This window comes from Pseudomonas sp. S2_A10 (assembly GCF_054668465.1).
Map to the genome: position 1 here is coordinate 4,609,592 of NZ_CP162773.1, position 17,349 is coordinate 4,626,940.

Genomic DNA, 17,349 nt, shown 5'->3' on the forward strand with positions numbered 1-17,349 from the left:
ATTATTCCCCTGCCGGAATCGATAACGTCGCCCTCAATCCGCCCTCTGCCCGGTTCGCCAGTTCTATCTGACCGTTCAGCTGCATCGCGATGGTGTTGACAATGGTCAACCCCAACCCGGCGCCATGCGCCGTGCCACGGCTGTAGAAACGCTCGAACAATCGCTCTCTGTCCGATTCATCGATTCCCGGCCCTTGATCGTCGACCGTCAAATGACAGACGCCATCAGACTTGCTCAGGTGCACGGTGATCGCACCGTGTTCGGGGGAGAAATTCGCCGCGTTGGTGATCAGGTTATTCAGCGCGATATCGATGGCGGCGGGGTCGGCGAGGACATGAAACGGTTGGTCGCTGACCTCGAAGATCAATTCAAGGTGTTTGCTCAGCAACCACGGTGTCAATTGCACCAGGCTGTTGCGTACGGTTTCGCTGAGATCAATGCGTTGCAGTGGCGGCGGGTTGGGTTTGGGTTCAAGACGCGCCATGGTCAGCAGCTGATTGACCAGTCGGCTCGTGCGGTCGACTCCGGAGATCAGAAACTCAAGTGACTCACGACGCTCCTCTTCGGTACCGGCCTCCTGCAGATTTTGCGCATGCACCCGCAGCACCGCCAGCGGCGTGCGCATTTCATGCGCGGCATCGGCGATAAAGCGACGCTCCCGGCCGAGCACTTCCTGAATCTGCGCGAGCATGCGATTGAGCGCTGCCTGCATTGGCTCCAGCTCACTGGGCAGGGGCGTCAGTTGCAGCGGCTCAAGTGAACCACTGTGACGGGCGCGCAGCGTCGCCGCCATGTCTGCCAGCGGCTTGAGCCCCCAGCCAATGGCCAGCCAGATCATCGCGGCGAGGATCAGGCTGCCGAGCATGTTCGGCCACAGCGTGTGGCGTACGATGCGGTCGACCAGGTCGGTGCGCACATCGTCGCGCTCGCCGACCCAGATGCGCAGGCCGTTCTGCTTGTCTTCCAGCATGAACGCTCGCCATTGCCGACCTTTCAGATCGACCACATCGCTGAACCCCGTTCTCGTCGGCGGCGCAGTGAAGGAGGGCGCACTGGCGGTATGTACCAGCACCTCGCCTTGCGGGTTCCACACCTGAAAGGCGATTTTGCTTTCGTAAGGATGTCCGTCAACCCGGGGCTTGGCTTCCCCGAGAGCCTGATTGAACGCCTGATACAACTGCGCGTGCTCGGTACTCGCCATCGGCATACGCATTACGCCCTGCAACAGGCGTGCGTTCTGCGCCAATTGCGCGTCGTAGACCTCGGCGATTTCGTGGTTGCTGTCATGCACGTTGAAGAGGCTGAGTACCGCCAGACCGGCCAGTAACAGGCCGATGATCAGGGTCAGCGTGCGCCGGCGGATCGAGGTCATCGACGCTCCTCCACCAGATAACCCACGCCGCGGATGGTGCGGATCAGGTCGGTGGAGAACTTCTTGCGCAGGTGATGAATGTGCACTTCCAGGGTGTTGCTTTCCGCTTCTTCATTCCAGCCGTAAAGCAACTGGATCAATTGATCGCGAGTCATCACCCGCCCCGGCGGCGACAGCAGTTCGTGCAGCAACTGATATTCCTTGGGGGTGAGCGCGACCGGTTGGCCTTGATAACTGACCTGCTGGGTGCCGGGGTTGAGGCTGATACCGGCGTGCTCGATCAGCGCCTGAGCGCGCCCGGCACTGCGGCGCAACAAGGCGCGCAGGCGGGCTTTGAGTTCGGCGAGGTCGAACGGCTTGACCAGGTAATCGTCAGCACCGGCGTCGAGTCCGGCAATGCGGTCTTCAGTGGCATCGCGAGCGGTGAGAATCAACACCGGCAGGTTCGATCCGCTGTCACGCAGACGACGCAACACTTCGAGGCCATCCATGCGCGGCAGGCCGAGGTCCAGCACGGCGACGTCAAACGTTTCGCTGAGCAGGGCATGCAAGGCGCTGCTGCCGTCCTTGAGCCAGTCGACGGTGTATCCCTCACGGCCCAGCGCCTGATAGATGCCTTCACCCAGCGCCACGTCATCCTCGATCAGTAATAAACGCACGCGCACTCCTTTCAGTCGAGTTTCTTGTTCACGTCCACCAGCAAGGCGTCGATCTCTTTACGACGCCCGGCATCGGCACTTTCGCGGCCCGCACGGGGTGCGGCTTGTCTGGCCTTGATCAGCGCTGCCTTGGCTTCAGCGTAGCGCTTCTGACGGTAGAGATGGTCGCCCCAGAAGTACAGACTGTCGATGCCATCGGGGTTGAGCTGCAGGGCTTGTTTGAGCAATTGCTCGGCCTTGTCGCTGTCGCCGAAGCCGATCGGCCAGCCCGGTACCCGGTCGTACAATGCAGCGAGGCTGGTGTATGCCGAGCCTTGCAGGGCTTTAGGGTCAAGCGTCAGGGATTTTTCCAGGTCCGCTTTGGCGTCCTTGGCTTTGCCCAGGGCACCGAGCCCGCCCTCGGCACCGGCCCAACTGCTGGTGACGATGCCTTTCCAGATCCAGGCTTCGGCCACATTCGGACGTTGCGTGGTGAACGCGTTGGCTTCGCTGGCCAATTGCTCGAACGCCGCGGCGCGCTGCTTTTCCGCGACCTCGTATTGAATGTGCGCCCAGTTCTGCTGGATGCCGGTGAGACGTTGCTGATCAGCCGGCTCAAGCGCCCAGACACTTTGACTGAGGGCGGCAAACAGCAGGCATGTGGAGAGTTTTTTCATGGCTTTGAAGCCTCGTTGTCAGGTTTTTCACTGAGACGGCGGATCAGTGGCAATTGCTTGCGCAGACCGCGATCCACCAGATGGGGAAGTAAGCTGTTCAAACGGACGAAAAATCGCTCCGGCCAGCCTAGGTACAGATCACGACGGTCGCCGGCAATCGCATGCATCACTGCCGACGCCACGGTCTGCGGATCGTCAACGCTGGCCTTGAGGGCATCGTTCAAGGCTTGCGCAGCGGCGCTGTTCATCGAGGTGCGGGTGGCCCGGGGCGCGACATACAACACGCTGACCCGCGTGTCGGCCAGCTCGCGGCGCAACGCCTCGGAGAATCCGCGCAGGGCGAATTTGCTCGCGCAATAACTGGCGTAACCTGGGTAGCCGATCGAGCCATAGGTCGAGCCGACGTTGACCACCATCGCACTGTCAGCCTGCTTGAGCAGCGGCAACAGCATTTTGGTCAGGCAGATTGGCGCGCTGATGTTCACCGCCAGCATCGCGTTGATGTCACTGTCATCGAGCTGTTCGAGCATGGCGAAGTGATTGACCCCGGCGGCGTTGATCAGCAGGTTGATGCCGCCGATGGCGTCGGCGGCGGCCAACACTTTGCGCCGATCGCTGAGGAAGGTCAGGTCGGCGGCGACCCAGCACAGGTTCTGCGGATACCGCTCAAGCAGCGGCAACAGCGCCTCCTGATGCCGCGCCACGGCCAATACCCTGGCACCGGCGGCGCACAAGGCACTGGCGATGGCCAGGCCGATGCCGCCACTGGCACCTGTCAGCACCACGCGGGCTTCATGCAGCTGCATATTGGGCCTCAGCGTCGCGGGGCAGATCACGGAACATGTCGGTGTAGAGCCGATAGACGACTTTCGAAGCATGAATGACCGCCGCTTGATCGTCAGGGTCTTCCAGCTGATTCATCAACCGCCGATAGGTCTGCATGTGCTCGATGTCGAGCGCGCCGTGGGAGCTCAGATAGCTGAATGCCGTTTCCGGCAGCGCCAGGCGATCGCGAATGCTCCCCGCCGCGTGGGTCGCCAGGGCAATGCTGGTGCCTTCGAGCACGTTTACCATGCCGAACAGACCCACCGGATTGCCCCGGGTGATCAGATCGTAGAGAAAACTGACCATCAGCTCGATTGACAATGACGGCTGACCATCGCGCACGGCGTCGCGATCACCGCCACAGGCGGCAATGTCGTTGAGCACCCATTGTTCGTGGCCGTATTCATCTTCAATGTATTCGCACACCGCTTTGCGCAGCCATTCCAGGCGCGTCGGCAGGCGTGCACCGCAAGCCATCATCAGCGGCACGGTGTGGCGCACGTGGTAGTAAGCCTGGGCAAGAAAGGCCCGATAGCTGTCGAGGCTGACCTTGCCTTGCAATGCATCGACGATGATCGGCAGGTTGAACAGTTCGTGGCGTTCGCGTTGCGTGGCTTCTTGCAGGGTGTCGAAAAAACTCATTATGCGGATTCCTCGGAAGTGGCGGATTCGGTCAGTTGCGTGCGGTACTGCGCGATGATGGCGTCGCGGCGCGGCCGGCCATTGGCGGTGAGCAGGCCGTTGGCGGCGGTGAAGGGCTGCGCCAGGCGCGTCCACTGATGCACCTGGGCGTAATCGGGCAACGCCTCGTTCGCTTCGGCGACGGCAGCGGCCAGCTCGGCATCGGTGCAGTCCGGACGATGCGGCCAGAGCAGGGCGTGGTTGTGCGGCATCGCCTCGCCATAGACGAACGCTTGAGCGATGTGGCGGCGCTGGGTCAGTTCCGACTCGACCCATTCCGGGTTGACGTTTCGCCCGTAGCTGGTGACGAATTGGTGTTTTTTGCGGCCCTTGAGATAGAGAAAACCTTCCGGATCGAACTCACCGAGATCGCCACTCGGCCACCATTGATCGGTATACGCCGGCTCCCCCAGATAACCGAGCAACACCGAACCCTTGATCAGCACTTCACCGTCCTCGGCCAACCGCACCTCGAGGTGGGGCAGAGGGCGCCCGACGCTGCCCGGACGGCGCGCGCCGGGGCGATTGAGGCATACGACCGAGGCGCACTCGGACAAGCCGTATCCCTCGTAAACCGCTAACCCGACCCGTTGCGCGCGGTGCAGCAGATCCGCTGACACCCGCGCGCCACCGACCGCGGCGAAGAGCAGGGTTTGCGGATCGAAAGCCTTCTGTTCAGCGGCGCTGACCAGAACTTGCAGCAGCTGTGGCACGAGTATCAGACTCTCCGGCGCACGCTTGCCCAGATAACCGAGCAGGCGCGCAACATCGATGCCGCTGGCACCTTGAATGCCGAGGGTTGTCTGGCTTGGCAGGCTCAACACCGCACCGGCGTACAGCGCGGCATAACATCCCAGGTTCTCCAGCAGGATCGCCAAAGGCAACAGCGCCAGATGGTGCTCCGGTCCAGTGGCTGCGCTTGCCTGATCAAGCTCCCGGGCAACTCGCAGGAAGCTGTCGGCGCTCAGGCACACCCCTTTCGGCGTGCCGGTGGTCCCGGAGGTAAACGTGAGTTTCGCGGTGCCCGCCGGCATGCGACTCGGGCCATTGAACGAGCGACACCAGAATTCACCTCGTAATTCATAGCCCGCCGCCAGCAGCTCGGCTTGCAGTTCCGGCTCGGCGATCACCCGTTCGGCCTGGCTCTGCTCCAGACAATGGGCGCGCTGCGCGGCACTGAAAAACGGTGGCAGCGTTACGCAGGTCAAGCCTTCGAACAACACAGCCAGATCCCAAAGCATCGCGTCGACGCCGTTGTCCAGCGCCAGCGCAATCACCTGCACCTGCTCATCGCGCAGGCGCTCCTGGCGATACAACACCTCGGCATACAGCGTGGCGTAATCTATTCTCAGCGTGTCGCCCCACAGGGCTGAGGCGTTGTCATTGCGTCGGGCATGGTCGCGCAGGGTTTCCTGGAAGCGCTGCAATTCAAGCGACATGGCAGGCTCCTTCAACGGAAGTCGGCAAACCCAGGCGAGTGAACAGGCCAATATTGCGCAGGTGAACAAATCCCGCGCGAATGTTGCCGACGTGCACCCAGGGTTTGCTTTCGTAATAACTGCCCCAGTGTTGACGCTCGTCACCCAGTCGCTGTGGATCAGCGGCGCACAATGTCACGGGCTTCAGACCCAGGCGATGGAAGCTGTTGACCAGCCCGATGTTGCCGGTGAAGGTCACCCATTCCAGGCCACCCATGGCCAGCAGATAGGTGATGGCGATGATGCTCAGGCGCGCACTGCCGGTGTCGCTGGCGGCGAGGTTGCCGACTTCGACAATGACCTTGCGATCCACTGCACGACCGGCGGCGGCGCTGATCAACGGCTCGATTGGGTCATCCAGATAGCGCTCGAGAAACAGTGCCTGCAGATGCGCTCGACGGACCCCGGCCACAGCACACAACTGGCCATCGCTGTTGTGCATGCCGAACAGCTCGGGCATGAAATGGCGGATTTCGGCACCGTGAGCCGTGCGGAAACGCTGCTGGATAAAGGCTTCAAACGGCGTGCGCAGCTCGTCCTCCGGCAACGCGTTTCTCAGCGTCATCGGGAGGGACTCGGCCTGGCCGAAGTGCAGGGGCAGCGGGATGTTCCAGTCGAATTCGGGCATGGGCAGAGCGCCTCCCTCAATGGGTTTGGGCGCAGTATCCAAGCCATTTCTTAACGAAGTCTGAAGATGAAAAAACGTTAACCGCAGCGCCGATCTTCAGACTCCCTTAAGGCTGGGTAAGCATGGTTAGCCTTGATTCAGGGCAACCGGATCGATAATTTCGAGCGAGATGATCGTCGCTCCACAACAATCACGAGGCGTTTCCTATGATTCGCGACACCGCTGTAACCCGTTATGGAAAACTCTCAATCATCCTGCATTGGCTGATGCTGGCGTTGTTCGTCGGTGTGTATGCGTGCGTCGAAATCAAAGGCTATATGCCCAAAGGCAGCGAAGCACGCGGCCTGCTGATGGGTATGCATGGCCTGTTCGGCGCAAGCATCTTCGCGTTGGTGTGGATTCGCCTGATCGGCCGCCTGACCCCGCGTCCACCGATCACCCCCAAACCACCGGCGTGGCAGACCGCAGTTGCGCACCTGACGCACCTGGCGCTGTATGGATTGATGATTGTCACACCGCTACTCGCCTGGCTGATGCTCGCGGCGGGCGATAAACCGTTTCCGTACTTTGGTTTCCATGTGCCGGCGCCGGTGGCTATTGATCCGGACCTGGCCAAACAACTCAAGTACTGGCACGAATGGATTGGCAGTGCCGGCTACTGGCTGATCGGCCTGCACGCGCTGGCGGGGCTGTTCCATCATTACTGGGTGAAAGACAACACGTTGCAGAGAATGCTGATTGAGCGTACCCGCTCTTGAGGCAAGCATCTGGCGCTGTTCGCTGAAGGTAATGTTCGCCGCAATTTAAGCGCATGGCTGCGGTGGAGTTGAAAATCCGGAACTGCCAGCCCTCGCCGATGCCGAAACAGCATCGACAACGAGGGCAAAGCCATGACTGAAGAAAAACCCGAAGTGCCGCAAGAAGTACCGGATCAAACCACCCCGGCGCATTCCACCGAAGAAGAGCGCGAGCGCTTGAAGGACTTCAACAAGGACGGCATCCCGCCGGGCAGTTGCTGATCAGCGGTCACCTTGGCTGCGTCACCAGTTCCCCGCTGATCGCATCCATCATCGCCGGGTGCTCCTCAGCGGCCACGCGCAAATCCTCGGTGACCCGCAACTCCGCACCCGTCGGCGAATAGGTGGCTGCCGCCGTGAACGGTGCGGGGTTGGCCGGCACCGGGCGTTTGCCGCGGCGCCAGAAGAAAAAGCTGACCATGCTCAGATTGACCACAGCGAAGACCCAGAATAGACCGTTGGCGCCGAACGAGTTCATCACCGGCGAGATCATCATCGGGCTGATGGCCGAGCCCAGCGAGTTGATCAGCAGCAAACCCTGAATCATCGGCACCAGCGCTTCGGCCGGGGCGCGGTCGGCCGCGTGGCTGACGGCAACCGGGTACAGCGCGAAGACGCCGCCACCGAGCAGAAACAGCATCGCCGCGAGCATTGTCGAAGACAGCGGCAGCAGCACAATCACCAGTGATAACGCGGTGCACGCCACCGTTAACAGGGTCAGCACCTGCAAGCGATCGGTGCGGTCGGACCAGCGTCCGACCGGATACTGCAGCAACATCGCGCCGAGAATCGTCCAGGCCATCATGCTGCCGACTTCACCGACGTCCAGACCTCTGCGTTGCAGATACAGCGGCAACAAGGTGTAGATCGCCGCGATGGTCACCCCCGAACCGAAACAGCCGACCAGCCCGGTCGGCGTCACGCCCAGCAGTTGCCGGGGCTTGAGCGGCTCGACCTGATCGAGCAGCGGCGACACGCGCGGCAGGATCACGATCGGCAGCACCGACAACGCAGCAAGCATGCCGGCGACCATGAACGGCGCGCTGTCACTCATGCCAGTGATGGTTCCCAGCGTCGCCTGGCCCAGAACGCCGGCGCCATAAAGGACGATCATGTACAGCGCGAGCAAGCGCCCGCGAATCTTCTCGTCACCGGCCAGCAGCAGCCAGCTCTCGATCACCAGAAACACACCGACCGTGGCCCAGCCATTGATCAGCCGCAGGACGAGCCAGCCCCAGGTGTCATAGAACAGCCCCTGCAACAGGATCGTCACGGCAATCAGCGAGGCGAAGCTGCCGTAGGCACGAATATGGCCGATGCGCAGAATCAGCCGGTCGTTGAACACCGCGCCCAGCGTCAGGCCGATGAAGTAGGCCGACGAAACAATTCCGATCATCGTCGCCGAGGCGCCGGCGGCGTCCAGGCGAAGGGTGGTCAGGGAAGACAGAAATCCGTTGCCCAGAGCAATAATGAACAGCCCGAGCAGGGGCGCCAGCGCCATGGCCAGCAAACGCGGAGACATAAAAACCTCAAGAAAATCGAACAGCGCAACGTGCGCCTCTGCGCATGCGGTTGCCAGGCTGGAACAGGTGTTGTGCAAATGTCTGCCGATCGGGCAGGGCGGTGGCGTCGGACGACATGGCCAGCCCTGCAAGTTCGCGTCTGTGACCAGACGCGCGCTTGCAAGAGCGCGCGGGATTCTACGGCTTGCGCAGGATTTGCCAATAGCTGACGGCTGCGACGTTAGGACGCAGGCCCGTCAGAGTTCGCCGCGTTCAGGCCTTGAGCAACCTCGCGGCACAGCTGACAAACAACAACAGCACGGCCACGCCACCCAAGGCGATCGTCAACGAGCTGAAATGGGCGATCAGGCCAATGAACGCCGGCCCCATCAGAATCCCCGCATAACCCATGGAAATGATTGCCGGAATAGCGGTGCGCTGCGGCATGCGCTGTTGTCGACCTGCGGCGCTGAACAACACCGGAACGATGTTCGAGCATCCGGCGCCGACCAGCGCATAGCCCAGCAATGACGCCGGCCAGCCATCGAACACCAGCGAAATCAGCATGCCGACTGCCGCGCAGATACCGCCGAGCGTCACTACACGAATGCCGCCCAGTCGGCTGACAATCGCGTCGCCGGTCAGCCGTCCTAGCGTCATGGTTGCGGCGAAACAGGCGTAGCCCAATCCTGCGTAGCTCGATGGCATATCGCGTTGCGAGGCAAGAAACACCGCGCTCCAGTCGAGCATTGCGCCTTCGGTCAGGAACACGATGAAGCAGAGGACACCCAGCAACAGGACGATTGCGCGCGGAACCGCGAAGATCGGGCCGTCGCGCTCGGTACCGTAAGGCAGCAGGTTTGGTGCAGCCTTATATAGCGAGGCGAGAATGATCGCCACCAGGCACAGCACCGATGGCAGCGGATCCAGGCCAATACTGAGCATCGCCGTCATCGCCACGGCACCGGCGATTCCGCCCACGCTATAGAGCCCGTGAAAACCCGATTGCAGGGTTTCGCCGCTGTTCTTTTCGACGATGATCGACTGGATATTGATCGCACAGTCGAGCATGCCCATGCTCGCGCCGAACAACAGCACCGTGAGCGCCAGCCCCGGTAGCCACGTCAACTGGCTCAGCATCGGCAGCACCGCACACAGAGCCAGAGTTGAGGCGATGATCACCGGCCGACAGCCAAAACGCGCGGTCAGGTATCCGGCGAACGGCATGGCCACGATCGAGCCGATGCCAAAGCCCAGCAACAACAGGCCCAGGCCACCTTCGTCCAGCCCGGTGCGCGCTTTTACCAAAGGAACCAGCGGCGCCCAGGCCGACATGACAATGCCGGTGATCAGGAAAACGATCCGCGTGGACGCGCGCTCGCCGTAGTTTTCGCGTATTGCCAGGGATGATGTGCAACCGCTCATGGACGATAAGCGCCGATCAACCAACCGACTTCAACGGAATCGGTCCTTTGAGCCGATCCATCATCGTCACGCAGTACCAGTCATCGAACTGACAAACGCCAGTCTCGGCGGTTTCCGAATACGGGCCGGGTTCGTAGGAGGGCGAGGTCACCCCGCGTTGGGTGCCTTCAACCAGCGTGCGATCCTGATCGTTGGTGGCAATCCACACTTTGGTCAGGCGCTCGATATCGTAGTCAACGCCTTCCACCGCCGTGTCGGGCACCAGCCATTTGGTGGTGACCAATGTTTCAGTGGCGCTGATCGGCAGCACGCGGAAACTCAGCGCATGGTCGCCGAGGAAGTGGTTCCAGGTGGACGGGTAGTGGAAGTACAGCAGCGCGCCGATGTCGGCTTCGGAGGTCTTGTCGAGGCGGCCGTTGACGGCGGGCTTGCCATCCATGGTGTAGCTGACGGCGCCTGATGAAAGCGGGATACGCGTCATGCGGAACTGGCCATTGATGTCCATGACCAGACGGCTTGGCAATCCGGCCTTTTCGCACTTGGCCCAATATGCCGACAGCTCGGGATCGTCTTCGCCGCTGATGCCTCCGACTGAAAGGTTATCGACAAACGAATGCAGCAGTTCTGGGTGTGAGCCGTCGCAGTGGTAGCACTCGCGATTGTTTTCGAAGACCAGTTTCCAGTTGCCTTTCTCGACGATGTTCGACTCGAACGCGACTTTGCAGTTTTCAAGGAAATGCGGCGCGATGAAAGGGCTGACGGCTTTGCGGAAACCTTCAAAGTCGGGTGCCTTGGCGGCAACGCAGACGTAGATGTAGGTGTCGACGATTTCGCAGTGCACGCTTTTCAGGTTGTACTGCGCTTTGTCGAAGTCCTGGCCCATGTTGCCGGCGAACAACAGGTTGCCGTCCAGCTCGTAAGTCCACTTGTGATACGGGCAGACCATCTTCGCCACTTTGCCATGGTCAGCCTCGCAGATTTTCGCGCCACGGTGCCGGCACGCATTGTGGAAGGCCCGAACCTCACCATCCTTGCCGCGAACGACGGCCACCGGATAGTCGCCAATCTGCAACGTGAAATACTGCCCCGGTTTGGTGATTTCAAAGGTGTGGCCGGCGAAGATCCAGTCTCGGTGCCAGATCTGCTCAAGATCCTGACGGTATACGTCCTCACTGCGGTAAAGCGCGCCCGGCAGCGAATGCCACGGTTTGCGTTGTGCGATCAGGTCATAAACGCTTTGCTTGTTGTTCATTGTTATCCTCCCAGGACTTCGATCTTGAGCGGTCACCTTTAACCGTGACTTTCCAAATAAGCGAACGATAAGCCTCAGCCTATCCGGCACAGAACAAACGTCACAACCGACATTTGCTGCGGGCAATTAATGATTCGCGGTTATGAGTGACAGAGTCAGGGTGAAGTCGGCACCGCTTGAAAAACCGCTTGCAGTGCAGTGACGGCGCAGTCGGCTTTAGCGATGTTTCTGATTGCCATCTTCACAGCGGTACTGCGTTCAAGGCCGAGCCACTGAGCGAACAGATCAAACTTTTGCTCCAGCTCTTCAACGCTCAAAGGCGTCTGCGGATCGCCGCGCGCAGCGGTGATCGGGCTCACCAGCACCTCGCCATTCTTCAGAGTAATGCTCAACCGGGAGAGGATTTCCTCGGGGAATCTGGCCGAGATATCGGCGGCTTCGACGATTTCGATGCGGGCGCTGAGGGCCAGAATATCCGGCGCAGTAATCGCCAGACCGGTGACTTCCTCAGGCCCGACCTTGCCCCTGACAACCAGCGCTGCGAGTGGAAACGCCAAGGCGTATTGCGCTTGATCGGCGTTCTTCGGTGAATGTCCCTGCAGGCACATCGATTCATAGAACGTTTCCACACGTATGGTTTCGATCGAATCGGCAGCGAGCAAAGGATGTTGTCGTTGCAGCTCAAGCATTGCGGTCAGCGCTGGTTGCGCCCAGCGGCAGACGGGCCAGGGTTTGAAGTACTGACTGTCGATTTCCCAACGCTGACCGAGGTCGCGCCAATGCTCTGAAACGGCGATGTCTTCGACTGTTTCCGCTGGCGCACCGGTAATGCCTTCCAAGGCCATGAACAAAGCGTTCAGACCGGTGAATGCGCCCGCACCATGAGCATCACGCAGCATCGTCGGCGCTTGCACCACGCGCATCATCGGGCAGCGTGCGCTGAAGTATTCGGCAATGCCCAAGGCGTGGCGGAACGTTGTCTCATCCAGACGCAACAATCGCGCGCCAGCGCAGACCACGCCCAGGGCTGAAAAGCCACCGGAAGCGTGATACGTAGGTGAGGTCGCCATCAATGCCGAACCTGCGCGCAACGCGGTTTCGTAACCAATGCATAAAGCGCTCAGCAGCTCATGCCCGCTGATGGACTGGCCCTGCTGATGCAGTGCATCGGCGAGGGCGAGCAGAACGGGTACCAAGGTCGCCCCTGCGTGGCCCTTGGATTTGAAATGGCCCTCATGGGCGTCGAGGCTGTCGGCGCTGAAGCCGCCGGCCCACGCTGCGCCGAGCACGTTGACGCGCTGCCCGGAGAAAATCAGGCGACTGCTGTAGAGACCGGCCGGATAGTGCCGTTCGGCAAACCGGCGCATCGCGACACTGGTGTCGTTGCTCGCCGCGCCGGCCATGACTCCGATAATGTCGAGCAGACTGTTTTGTACGATCGCGCGGGTTTTCTGCGGAGCGTCGAGAAAATCAAAATCGCGAGTGAATTCGAAGAGTGACATGCAACAAGCCCTTCCTGTGTGTTGAGCGCGACCGTGCTTGGTCGGCGTCGCTCAACAATGGGTCAGGGACGGCAGGCTGCTCCAGCGACATTTTCGTCGCGCTATTGATAACCAAAACGACCGACGCTGGCGCAGAGCAGATCAACGGCGGGGAAACTTCCCCAGAATCCATTCACGGAAGCGCTGCAATTCGTCTTCATTGTCCGAATTTTCGCGGCAGCTCAAATAGTGCCAACTGTTGCGCAGCTGTACCTGCTGCTCAATCGGTCGCACCAGTAAGCCTCGCTGCACCAGCGACGTGACCAGGTGATTCCAGCCCAGAGCGATGCCTTGATGAGTCAGCACCATGCTGATCAGCAGGTTGTAGTCGTTGGCGTTGAAAATCTGTGGACTGTTGGCCGGGCGGTCGTCGATATCGATTGCCTGAAACGCCAGCCACACGCCCCAGTCGACGTGTTCGGCGACTTGCGAACGGCCGTAAGGGCTGAGGTTGAGCAGGGCCGAATCGCGCACGCCCTCGATGGTGGAAATCTCCGGATGCTGCTCCAGATACTGCGGCGTGCACACCGGGTAGATCACGTCGTGGCAAAGCGGATAGCTTCTATAGCCTTCGCGGATGCGCGAAATCTTGGTGATGAAGATGTCCGGCTGCACGCCGGGTTCCATCGTCAGAAAGTTCTGCGTGGTGATCAGGTTCAGTTCAATGTCAGGACACTGAGCGAAGAACTCCTGCAGGTGATCTGATAACCACAGCGCGGAAAAGGCCGGGGAGCAGCAGACGGTCAGCACTTTCTTGCTCGACTGGCTGTTGCGAATCCGTTCGGCGGCCTGGGCGATGTTGACGAACGACAGTTGCGCGGCATCAAAGAACACCGCACCGGCAGCGGTCAGTTCTACCGCACGACCCACCCGGGTAAACAGTTGCGCGCCCAGGTAGCTTTCCAGCTCGCGGATCTGCCGGCTGATCGCCGCTTGCGAAACGCACAACGCCTCGGCGGCACGGGTGAAGCTTTCGTATTTGGCGGCGGCGACAAATGCCTTCACAGCCCTCAAGGACGGCATTTTCAGCAGGATGGTGTCAGGGTCGACATGCTTGGTCATTCGTACACTCTCCTAACGATAAAGCTCCCCAACGAAGCGCGTGGAGGGTAACGGAACGCTCCTCGCAGGGCCACGCCAGCGTCGCTTTGGGAATAGACCCGGTCGCTCATGGTGCGGAGCCGAACGGACAGCCATGCCCGAGCCCGCAACCGATAACCCGACGTTATCAAATTGTCCCTGTAAATGTAGTTGGATTAAGCGCGGTGATGCTAATAGATTTGCAACATCCCTTCTTTCCTGGGCACCCAAAAATAATAAAAGGAAACCGTCGTGAAGACATTTATTCATTACCTCTGCCGTTTAAACACAGTTTCGCTTGATTACTTGCCGTTTAAAGTGATCGAAGTGCGACGCGAAGGAGGCATGGTATGACAAGTTCCGACGAGATCATCTGCGTAAAGAATGTTTTCAAAGTCTTCGGCAGCCAGCCAGTGCTGGCCATGAAGATGATTGAAGAGGGCGCCTCGAAAGCTGAAGTATTCAAAAAGACCGGTCAGGCCATTGGTGTATTCGATGCCAACTTTTCCGTTCGCCGAGGCGAAATCTTTGTGATCATGGGTTTGTCCGGCTCCGGCAAATCGACCATGGTCCGCTTGTTCAACCGGTTGATCGAACCGACCTCCGGCAAGATCTTTCTCAACGGCAAGGAAATTACCGGCCTGGGCGACAAGGATCTGCTGCAAGTGCGGCGCAAGGACATGGGCATGGTCTTCCAGTCGTTCGCCCTGATGCCGCACATGAGCGTCATTGATAACGTCAGTTTCGGTCTGGAAATCAGCGGTGTCAGCGAGAAAGAACGCTACTGCCGGGCCATGGGCGCCCTCGAGCAGGTCGGGCTGTCCGGCCAGGAATTCAGCTTTCCCCATCAACTCTCCGGCGGCATGCAGCAGCGTGTAGGCCTGGCCCGCGCCTTGGCCAACGACCCCGCCATTCTGCTGATGGACGAAGCTTTCTCCGCGCTCGACCCGATGATCCGCAGCGAGATGCAGGGCGAGCTGATCAAACTTCAGGCCGAGCAGGATCGCACGATCATTTTCATCTCCCACGACATTGAAGAAGCGGTGCGCATCGGCCATCGCATCGCGATCATGGAAGGCGGACGCGTGGTGCAGATCGGCACTCCGCGTGAACTGCTGTGCAACCCGGTGAATAAATATGTGCGCGACTTCTTCAATGGTTTCGACACCAGTCGAATATTGAAGGCCGGGGATATCGCCCAGCAGGATTCGAATGTTGTTTATCTGCCGGGCAGTCAAGTAACGATCAAGGCTGAGGCCTCGTTGCGAGACATCTTTCATATTGTTGCCGCGTCGGCAACTCCAATGCCGGTGGTCGATGAAGTTGGACTTTATAAAGGTTCGATTTCCCAAGGACACTTACTGAGCTGCCTAAGTAACAGCTGAACTCCGAACAGTCAGAATTGATAAAGCAGTTTCTGCGGGCGAGGTAGCACCATGTCAGATTTCAATATTCTGGATCCTTTCCAGAGCATCAACATTCCTTTGGGTTCGTGGGTCGAAACCGCGCTTAAATATCTGGTCAGCAACTTTCGTGAAGTGTTCCGCTCGATTCGCTGGCCGGTCGACCAGGTCCTGGACGGCGTGCAGTGGAGCCTGCTGTCGGTACCTCCCACCGTCTTCATCATCATTGCCGGACTGATCAGTTGGCAGATCGGCGGCAAACGAATCGCCATTTTCAGTGTCGCCACGCTCACCGGCCTCGGCCTGATCGGCGTGTGGAACGACGCGATGGTCACCCTGGCTCTGGTGCTGACATCGCTATTGTTCTGCGCGGTCATCGGCATCCCGCTGGGCATCTTATGTGCGCGCAGTGATCGCACCGAAATGATCATCCGCCCGGTTCTCGACGCCATGCAGACGCTGCCGGCATTCGTGTACCTGGTGCCGGTGGTCATGCTGTTCGGCATTGGCAACGTACCCGGGGTGATCGTCACCATCATCTTTTCCGTCGCGCCGCTGGTGCGGCTGACCAACCTCGGCATCCGGCAGGTGCCCGCCGACAAGGTCGAGGCGGCGCGGGCGTTCGGCTGCACGGCCACGCAGATGCTGCTGAAGGTGCAATTGCCGCTGGCGGCGCCAACGATGATGGCCGGGCTCAACCAGACTTTGATGTTGTCGCTGTCGATGGTGGTGGTTGCCTCGATGATCTCGGTGGGTGGTCTCGGTCTGATGGTGTTGAGCGGCATCGGCCGCCTCGACATGGGCCTGGCCAGTGTCGGCGGCGCCGGTCTGGTGTTGCTGGCGGTGTTTCTCGACCGATTGACCCAAGCCATGGGCGAACGCAGCAGCGATCTGGCTACCGGTCAGCGCTGGTACGACACCGGCCCGGTAGGGCTGCTGATGAAACTGAAAAAAGAAAACCGTTGCACTTCCCGTGACCAACTGAATTTGCCTGCTCACCCATAAACACTTTCAAGCGTGGTGAAACATGAAACTGACAACTTTCAAGAAAGGCCTGATGGCTTCGTTGTTCGGCACTCTGTTGTGCTCGGCAGTCTACGCAGCCGATGCCAACAAACCGGGCGCCGGTGTGTCGATCACGCCGATTTTCCCGAGCATCGCCGAAGAGCGTTTTCGCGGTGAAGTGGTGATCGCCGGCCTCAAGGAATTGGGCTACGAAGTGAAAGCGCCCAAAGAGGTCGACTACCCGGCGATGTTTCTCGCGCTGTCCTACGGCGATGCGGATTTCACCGTGCATGAATGGGAAATCCTGCACCAGGCATTTTATGAAAAGGCGGGCGGCGATGACGTGATGGTCAAGGTCGGGCAGGTCATGAAAGGCGTGCTGCAGGGCTACATGATCGACAAGAAAACCGCCGAGGCTTACCAGATCAAGGACCTGTCCGATCTGAAAAAGCCGGAGATCGCCAAACTGTTCGACAGCAACGGCGATGGCAAGGCCGACCTGACCGGCTGCAACCCGGGCTGGGGCTGCGAAATCATGATCGAACATCACATGAAGGCCTATGGTCTCGGTCCGACCGTGGTGGATAACCGCGGCTCGTATTTCGCCTTGATGGCCGACACCATCGCGCGCTTTCAACAGGGTAAACCAGTGCTGTTCTTCACTTGGGTACCCCAGTGGATTGCCGGCGTGCTGGTGGAAGGACGCGATGTGGTCTGGTTGCCAGTGCCGTTCACCTCGCTGCCAGACGGCAAGGAAAGCAAAGACACCTTCCATGACGGCAAGAACCTCGGTTTCCCGGTAGACACAGTCAATGCCGTGATGAACAAGGAATTCGCCGAGAAGAACCCGGTGGCGCGCAAATTCCTCTCCGAGGTCAGCATTCCGCCCAGCGCGGAAAGCGAACAGAACCTGCGCATGCAAAAGGGTGAAAAATCCCTCGCCGACATCAAGCGTCACGCCGCTGAATGGATCAAGGCCAATCAGCAGGCTTATGACGGTTGGTTGAGTGACGCACGCGCGGCGGCGAACTAATCGGTTCGACCG

At 59.9% G+C, this 17,349-nt stretch carries 17 protein-coding genes; 5 read left to right on the plus strand and 12 right to left on the minus strand.

Annotation, left to right across the window (positions count from 1 at the left end; all coding sequences use genetic code 11):
- Position 1: 1 nt before the first annotated feature.
- From AB4N41_RS20755 to AB4N41_RS20785, 7 genes are read right to left on the minus strand one after another with little or no spacing between them, the layout of a single operon-like run.
- Entirely contained in the window at positions 2-1,372 is a 1,371-nt protein-coding gene (locus tag AB4N41_RS20755) for an ATP-binding protein (protein ID WP_460137944.1), read from the minus strand.
- Positions 1,369-2,031 carry a response regulator gene (locus tag AB4N41_RS20760; RefSeq protein ID WP_016774538.1) on the minus strand — a complete coding sequence of 221 codons (663 nt, stop codon included), beginning with the start codon at positions 2,029-2,031 and terminating at the stop codon, positions 1,369-1,371. The genes AB4N41_RS20755 and AB4N41_RS20760 overlap by 4 nt, the downstream gene beginning before the upstream one ends.
- Positions 2,032-2,042: 11 nt before the next feature.
- Complete coding sequence (locus AB4N41_RS20765; RefSeq protein ID WP_041478760.1) at positions 2,043-2,687, minus strand: tetratricopeptide repeat protein; 645 nt, start codon at positions 2,685-2,687, stop codon at positions 2,043-2,045.
- Positions 2,684-3,493 carry an SDR family oxidoreductase gene (locus AB4N41_RS20770; RefSeq protein ID WP_095179828.1) on the minus strand — a complete coding sequence of 270 codons (810 nt, stop codon included), beginning with the start codon at positions 3,491-3,493 and terminating at the stop codon, positions 2,684-2,686. The genes AB4N41_RS20765 and AB4N41_RS20770 overlap by 4 nt, the downstream gene beginning before the upstream one ends.
- Entirely contained in the window at positions 3,480-4,154 is a 675-nt protein-coding gene (locus AB4N41_RS20775; RefSeq protein WP_460137945.1) for a TenA family transcriptional regulator, read from the minus strand. Before AB4N41_RS20775 ends, AB4N41_RS20770 begins: the two co-directional genes overlap by 14 nt.
- Positions 4,154-5,632 (minus strand): AMP-binding protein, encoded by a 1,479-nt coding sequence (locus tag AB4N41_RS20780; protein WP_460137947.1) that lies wholly within the window; start codon positions 5,630-5,632, stop codon positions 4,154-4,156. Before AB4N41_RS20780 ends, AB4N41_RS20775 begins: the two co-directional genes overlap by 1 nt.
- Positions 5,622-6,299, minus strand: coding sequence for a thermostable hemolysin (locus AB4N41_RS20785; protein ID WP_460137949.1), 678 nt, complete (start codon positions 6,297-6,299; stop codon positions 5,622-5,624). The genes AB4N41_RS20780 and AB4N41_RS20785 overlap by 11 nt, the downstream gene beginning before the upstream one ends.
- 206 nt (positions 6,300-6,505) lie before the next feature.
- Here AB4N41_RS20785 and AB4N41_RS20790 point away from each other — a divergent pair, with 206 nt between their 5' ends.
- Together AB4N41_RS20790 and AB4N41_RS20795 are read left to right on the plus strand one after the other, a co-directional pair.
- Positions 6,506-7,057 (plus strand): cytochrome b, encoded by a 552-nt coding sequence (locus AB4N41_RS20790; protein ID WP_095179831.1) that lies wholly within the window; start codon positions 6,506-6,508, stop codon positions 7,055-7,057.
- Positions 7,058-7,189: 132 nt separating this feature from the next.
- A complete protein-coding gene (locus tag AB4N41_RS20795; protein WP_290127647.1) occupies positions 7,190-7,318 on the plus strand; it encodes a hypothetical protein in 129 nt (42 codons plus the stop codon).
- A 7-nt stretch (positions 7,319-7,325) separates the two neighbouring features.
- On the opposite strand, the gene AB4N41_RS20800 is transcribed toward AB4N41_RS20795, so the two are convergent.
- The 5 genes from AB4N41_RS20800 to AB4N41_RS20820 all read right to left on the minus strand — a co-directional run bounded on the left by AB4N41_RS20800 (position 7,326) and on the right by AB4N41_RS20820 (position 13,878).
- Positions 7,326-8,618 (minus strand): MFS transporter, encoded by a 1,293-nt coding sequence (locus AB4N41_RS20800; RefSeq protein ID WP_024012798.1) that lies wholly within the window; start codon positions 8,616-8,618, stop codon positions 7,326-7,328.
- A gap of 253 nt (positions 8,619-8,871) precedes the next feature.
- Positions 8,872-10,023 (minus strand): MFS transporter, encoded by a 1,152-nt coding sequence (locus AB4N41_RS20805; RefSeq protein ID WP_252887857.1) that lies wholly within the window; start codon positions 10,021-10,023, stop codon positions 8,872-8,874.
- 16 nt (positions 10,024-10,039) lie between these two features.
- On the minus strand, positions 10,040-11,275 hold the full coding sequence (locus AB4N41_RS20810; RefSeq protein ID WP_305382992.1) for an aromatic ring-hydroxylating oxygenase subunit alpha: 1,236 nt from the start codon (positions 11,273-11,275) through the stop codon (positions 10,040-10,042).
- A gap of 155 nt (positions 11,276-11,430) precedes the next feature.
- Complete coding sequence (locus AB4N41_RS20815) at positions 11,431-12,777, minus strand: MmgE/PrpD family protein (RefSeq protein WP_460137953.1); 1,347 nt, start codon at positions 12,775-12,777, stop codon at positions 11,431-11,433.
- Between the two features lie 141 nt (positions 12,778-12,918).
- Positions 12,919-13,878, minus strand: coding sequence for a LysR family transcriptional regulator (locus AB4N41_RS20820; protein WP_122610472.1), 960 nt, complete (start codon positions 13,876-13,878; stop codon positions 12,919-12,921).
- 368 nt (positions 13,879-14,246) lie between these two features.
- Here AB4N41_RS20820 and AB4N41_RS20825 point away from each other — a divergent pair, with 368 nt between their 5' ends.
- The 3 genes from AB4N41_RS20825 to proX are packed head-to-tail and all read left to right on the plus strand — an operon-like array spanning position 14,247 to position 17,337.
- Complete coding sequence (locus AB4N41_RS20825; RefSeq protein WP_252878082.1) at positions 14,247-15,281, plus strand: quaternary amine ABC transporter ATP-binding protein; 1,035 nt, start codon at positions 14,247-14,249, stop codon at positions 15,279-15,281.
- Positions 15,282-15,332: 51 nt separating this feature from the next.
- Positions 15,333-16,304, plus strand: a complete 972-nt coding sequence (gene proW / locus AB4N41_RS20830; protein WP_460137956.1) for a glycine betaine/L-proline ABC transporter permease ProW — start codon at positions 15,333-15,335, stop codon at positions 16,302-16,304.
- A gap of 22 nt (positions 16,305-16,326) precedes the next feature.
- Complete coding sequence (proX, locus tag AB4N41_RS20835; RefSeq protein ID WP_252878084.1) at positions 16,327-17,337, plus strand: glycine betaine/L-proline ABC transporter substrate-binding protein ProX; 1,011 nt, start codon at positions 16,327-16,329, stop codon at positions 17,335-17,337.
- The last annotated feature ends 12 nt before the right edge of the window (positions 17,338-17,349 follow it).

Bases quoted from the DNA above. Each gene is read 5' to 3' on its own strand.
- AB4N41_RS20815 (WP_460137953.1), bottom strand. From the start codon at position 12,777: ATGTCACTCTTCGAATTCACTCGCGATTTTGATTTTCTCGACGCTCCG.
- proX (WP_252878084.1), top strand. From the start codon at position 16,327: ATGAAACTGACAACTTTCAAGAAAGGCCTGATGGCTTCGTTGTTCGGC.
- AB4N41_RS20770 (WP_095179828.1), bottom strand. From the start codon at position 3,493: ATGCAGCTGCATGAAGCCCGCGTGGTGCTGACAGGTGCCAGTGGCGGC.
- AB4N41_RS20805 (WP_252887857.1), bottom strand. From the start codon at position 10,023: ATGAGCGGTTGCACATCATCCCTGGCAATACGCGAAAACTACGGCGAG.
- AB4N41_RS20795 (WP_290127647.1), top strand. From the start codon at position 7,190: ATGACTGAAGAAAAACCCGAAGTGCCGCAAGAAGTACCGGATCAAACC.
- AB4N41_RS20825 (WP_252878082.1), top strand. From the start codon at position 14,247: ATGACAAGTTCCGACGAGATCATCTGCGTAAAGAATGTTTTCAAAGTC.
- AB4N41_RS20810 (WP_305382992.1), bottom strand. From the start codon at position 11,275: ATGAACAACAAGCAAAGCGTTTATGACCTGATCGCACAACGCAAACCG.
- proW (WP_460137956.1), top strand. From the start codon at position 15,333: ATGTCAGATTTCAATATTCTGGATCCTTTCCAGAGCATCAACATTCCT.
- AB4N41_RS20780 (WP_460137947.1), bottom strand. From the start codon at position 5,632: ATGTCGCTTGAATTGCAGCGCTTCCAGGAAACCCTGCGCGACCATGCC.
- AB4N41_RS20765 (WP_041478760.1), bottom strand. From the start codon at position 2,687: ATGAAAAAACTCTCCACATGCCTGCTGTTTGCCGCCCTCAGTCAAAGT.
- AB4N41_RS20775 (WP_460137945.1), bottom strand. From the start codon at position 4,154: ATGAGTTTTTTCGACACCCTGCAAGAAGCCACGCAACGCGAACGCCAC.
- AB4N41_RS20820 (WP_122610472.1), bottom strand. From the start codon at position 13,878: ATGACCAAGCATGTCGACCCTGACACCATCCTGCTGAAAATGCCGTCC.
- AB4N41_RS20785 (WP_460137949.1), bottom strand. From the start codon at position 6,299: ATGCCCGAATTCGACTGGAACATCCCGCTGCCCCTGCACTTCGGCCAG.
- AB4N41_RS20800 (WP_024012798.1), bottom strand. From the start codon at position 8,618: ATGTCTCCGCGTTTGCTGGCCATGGCGCTGGCGCCCCTGCTCGGGCTG.
- AB4N41_RS20755 (WP_460137944.1), bottom strand. From the start codon at position 1,372: ATGACCTCGATCCGCCGGCGCACGCTGACCCTGATCATCGGCCTGTTA.
- AB4N41_RS20790 (WP_095179831.1), top strand. From the start codon at position 6,506: ATGATTCGCGACACCGCTGTAACCCGTTATGGAAAACTCTCAATCATC.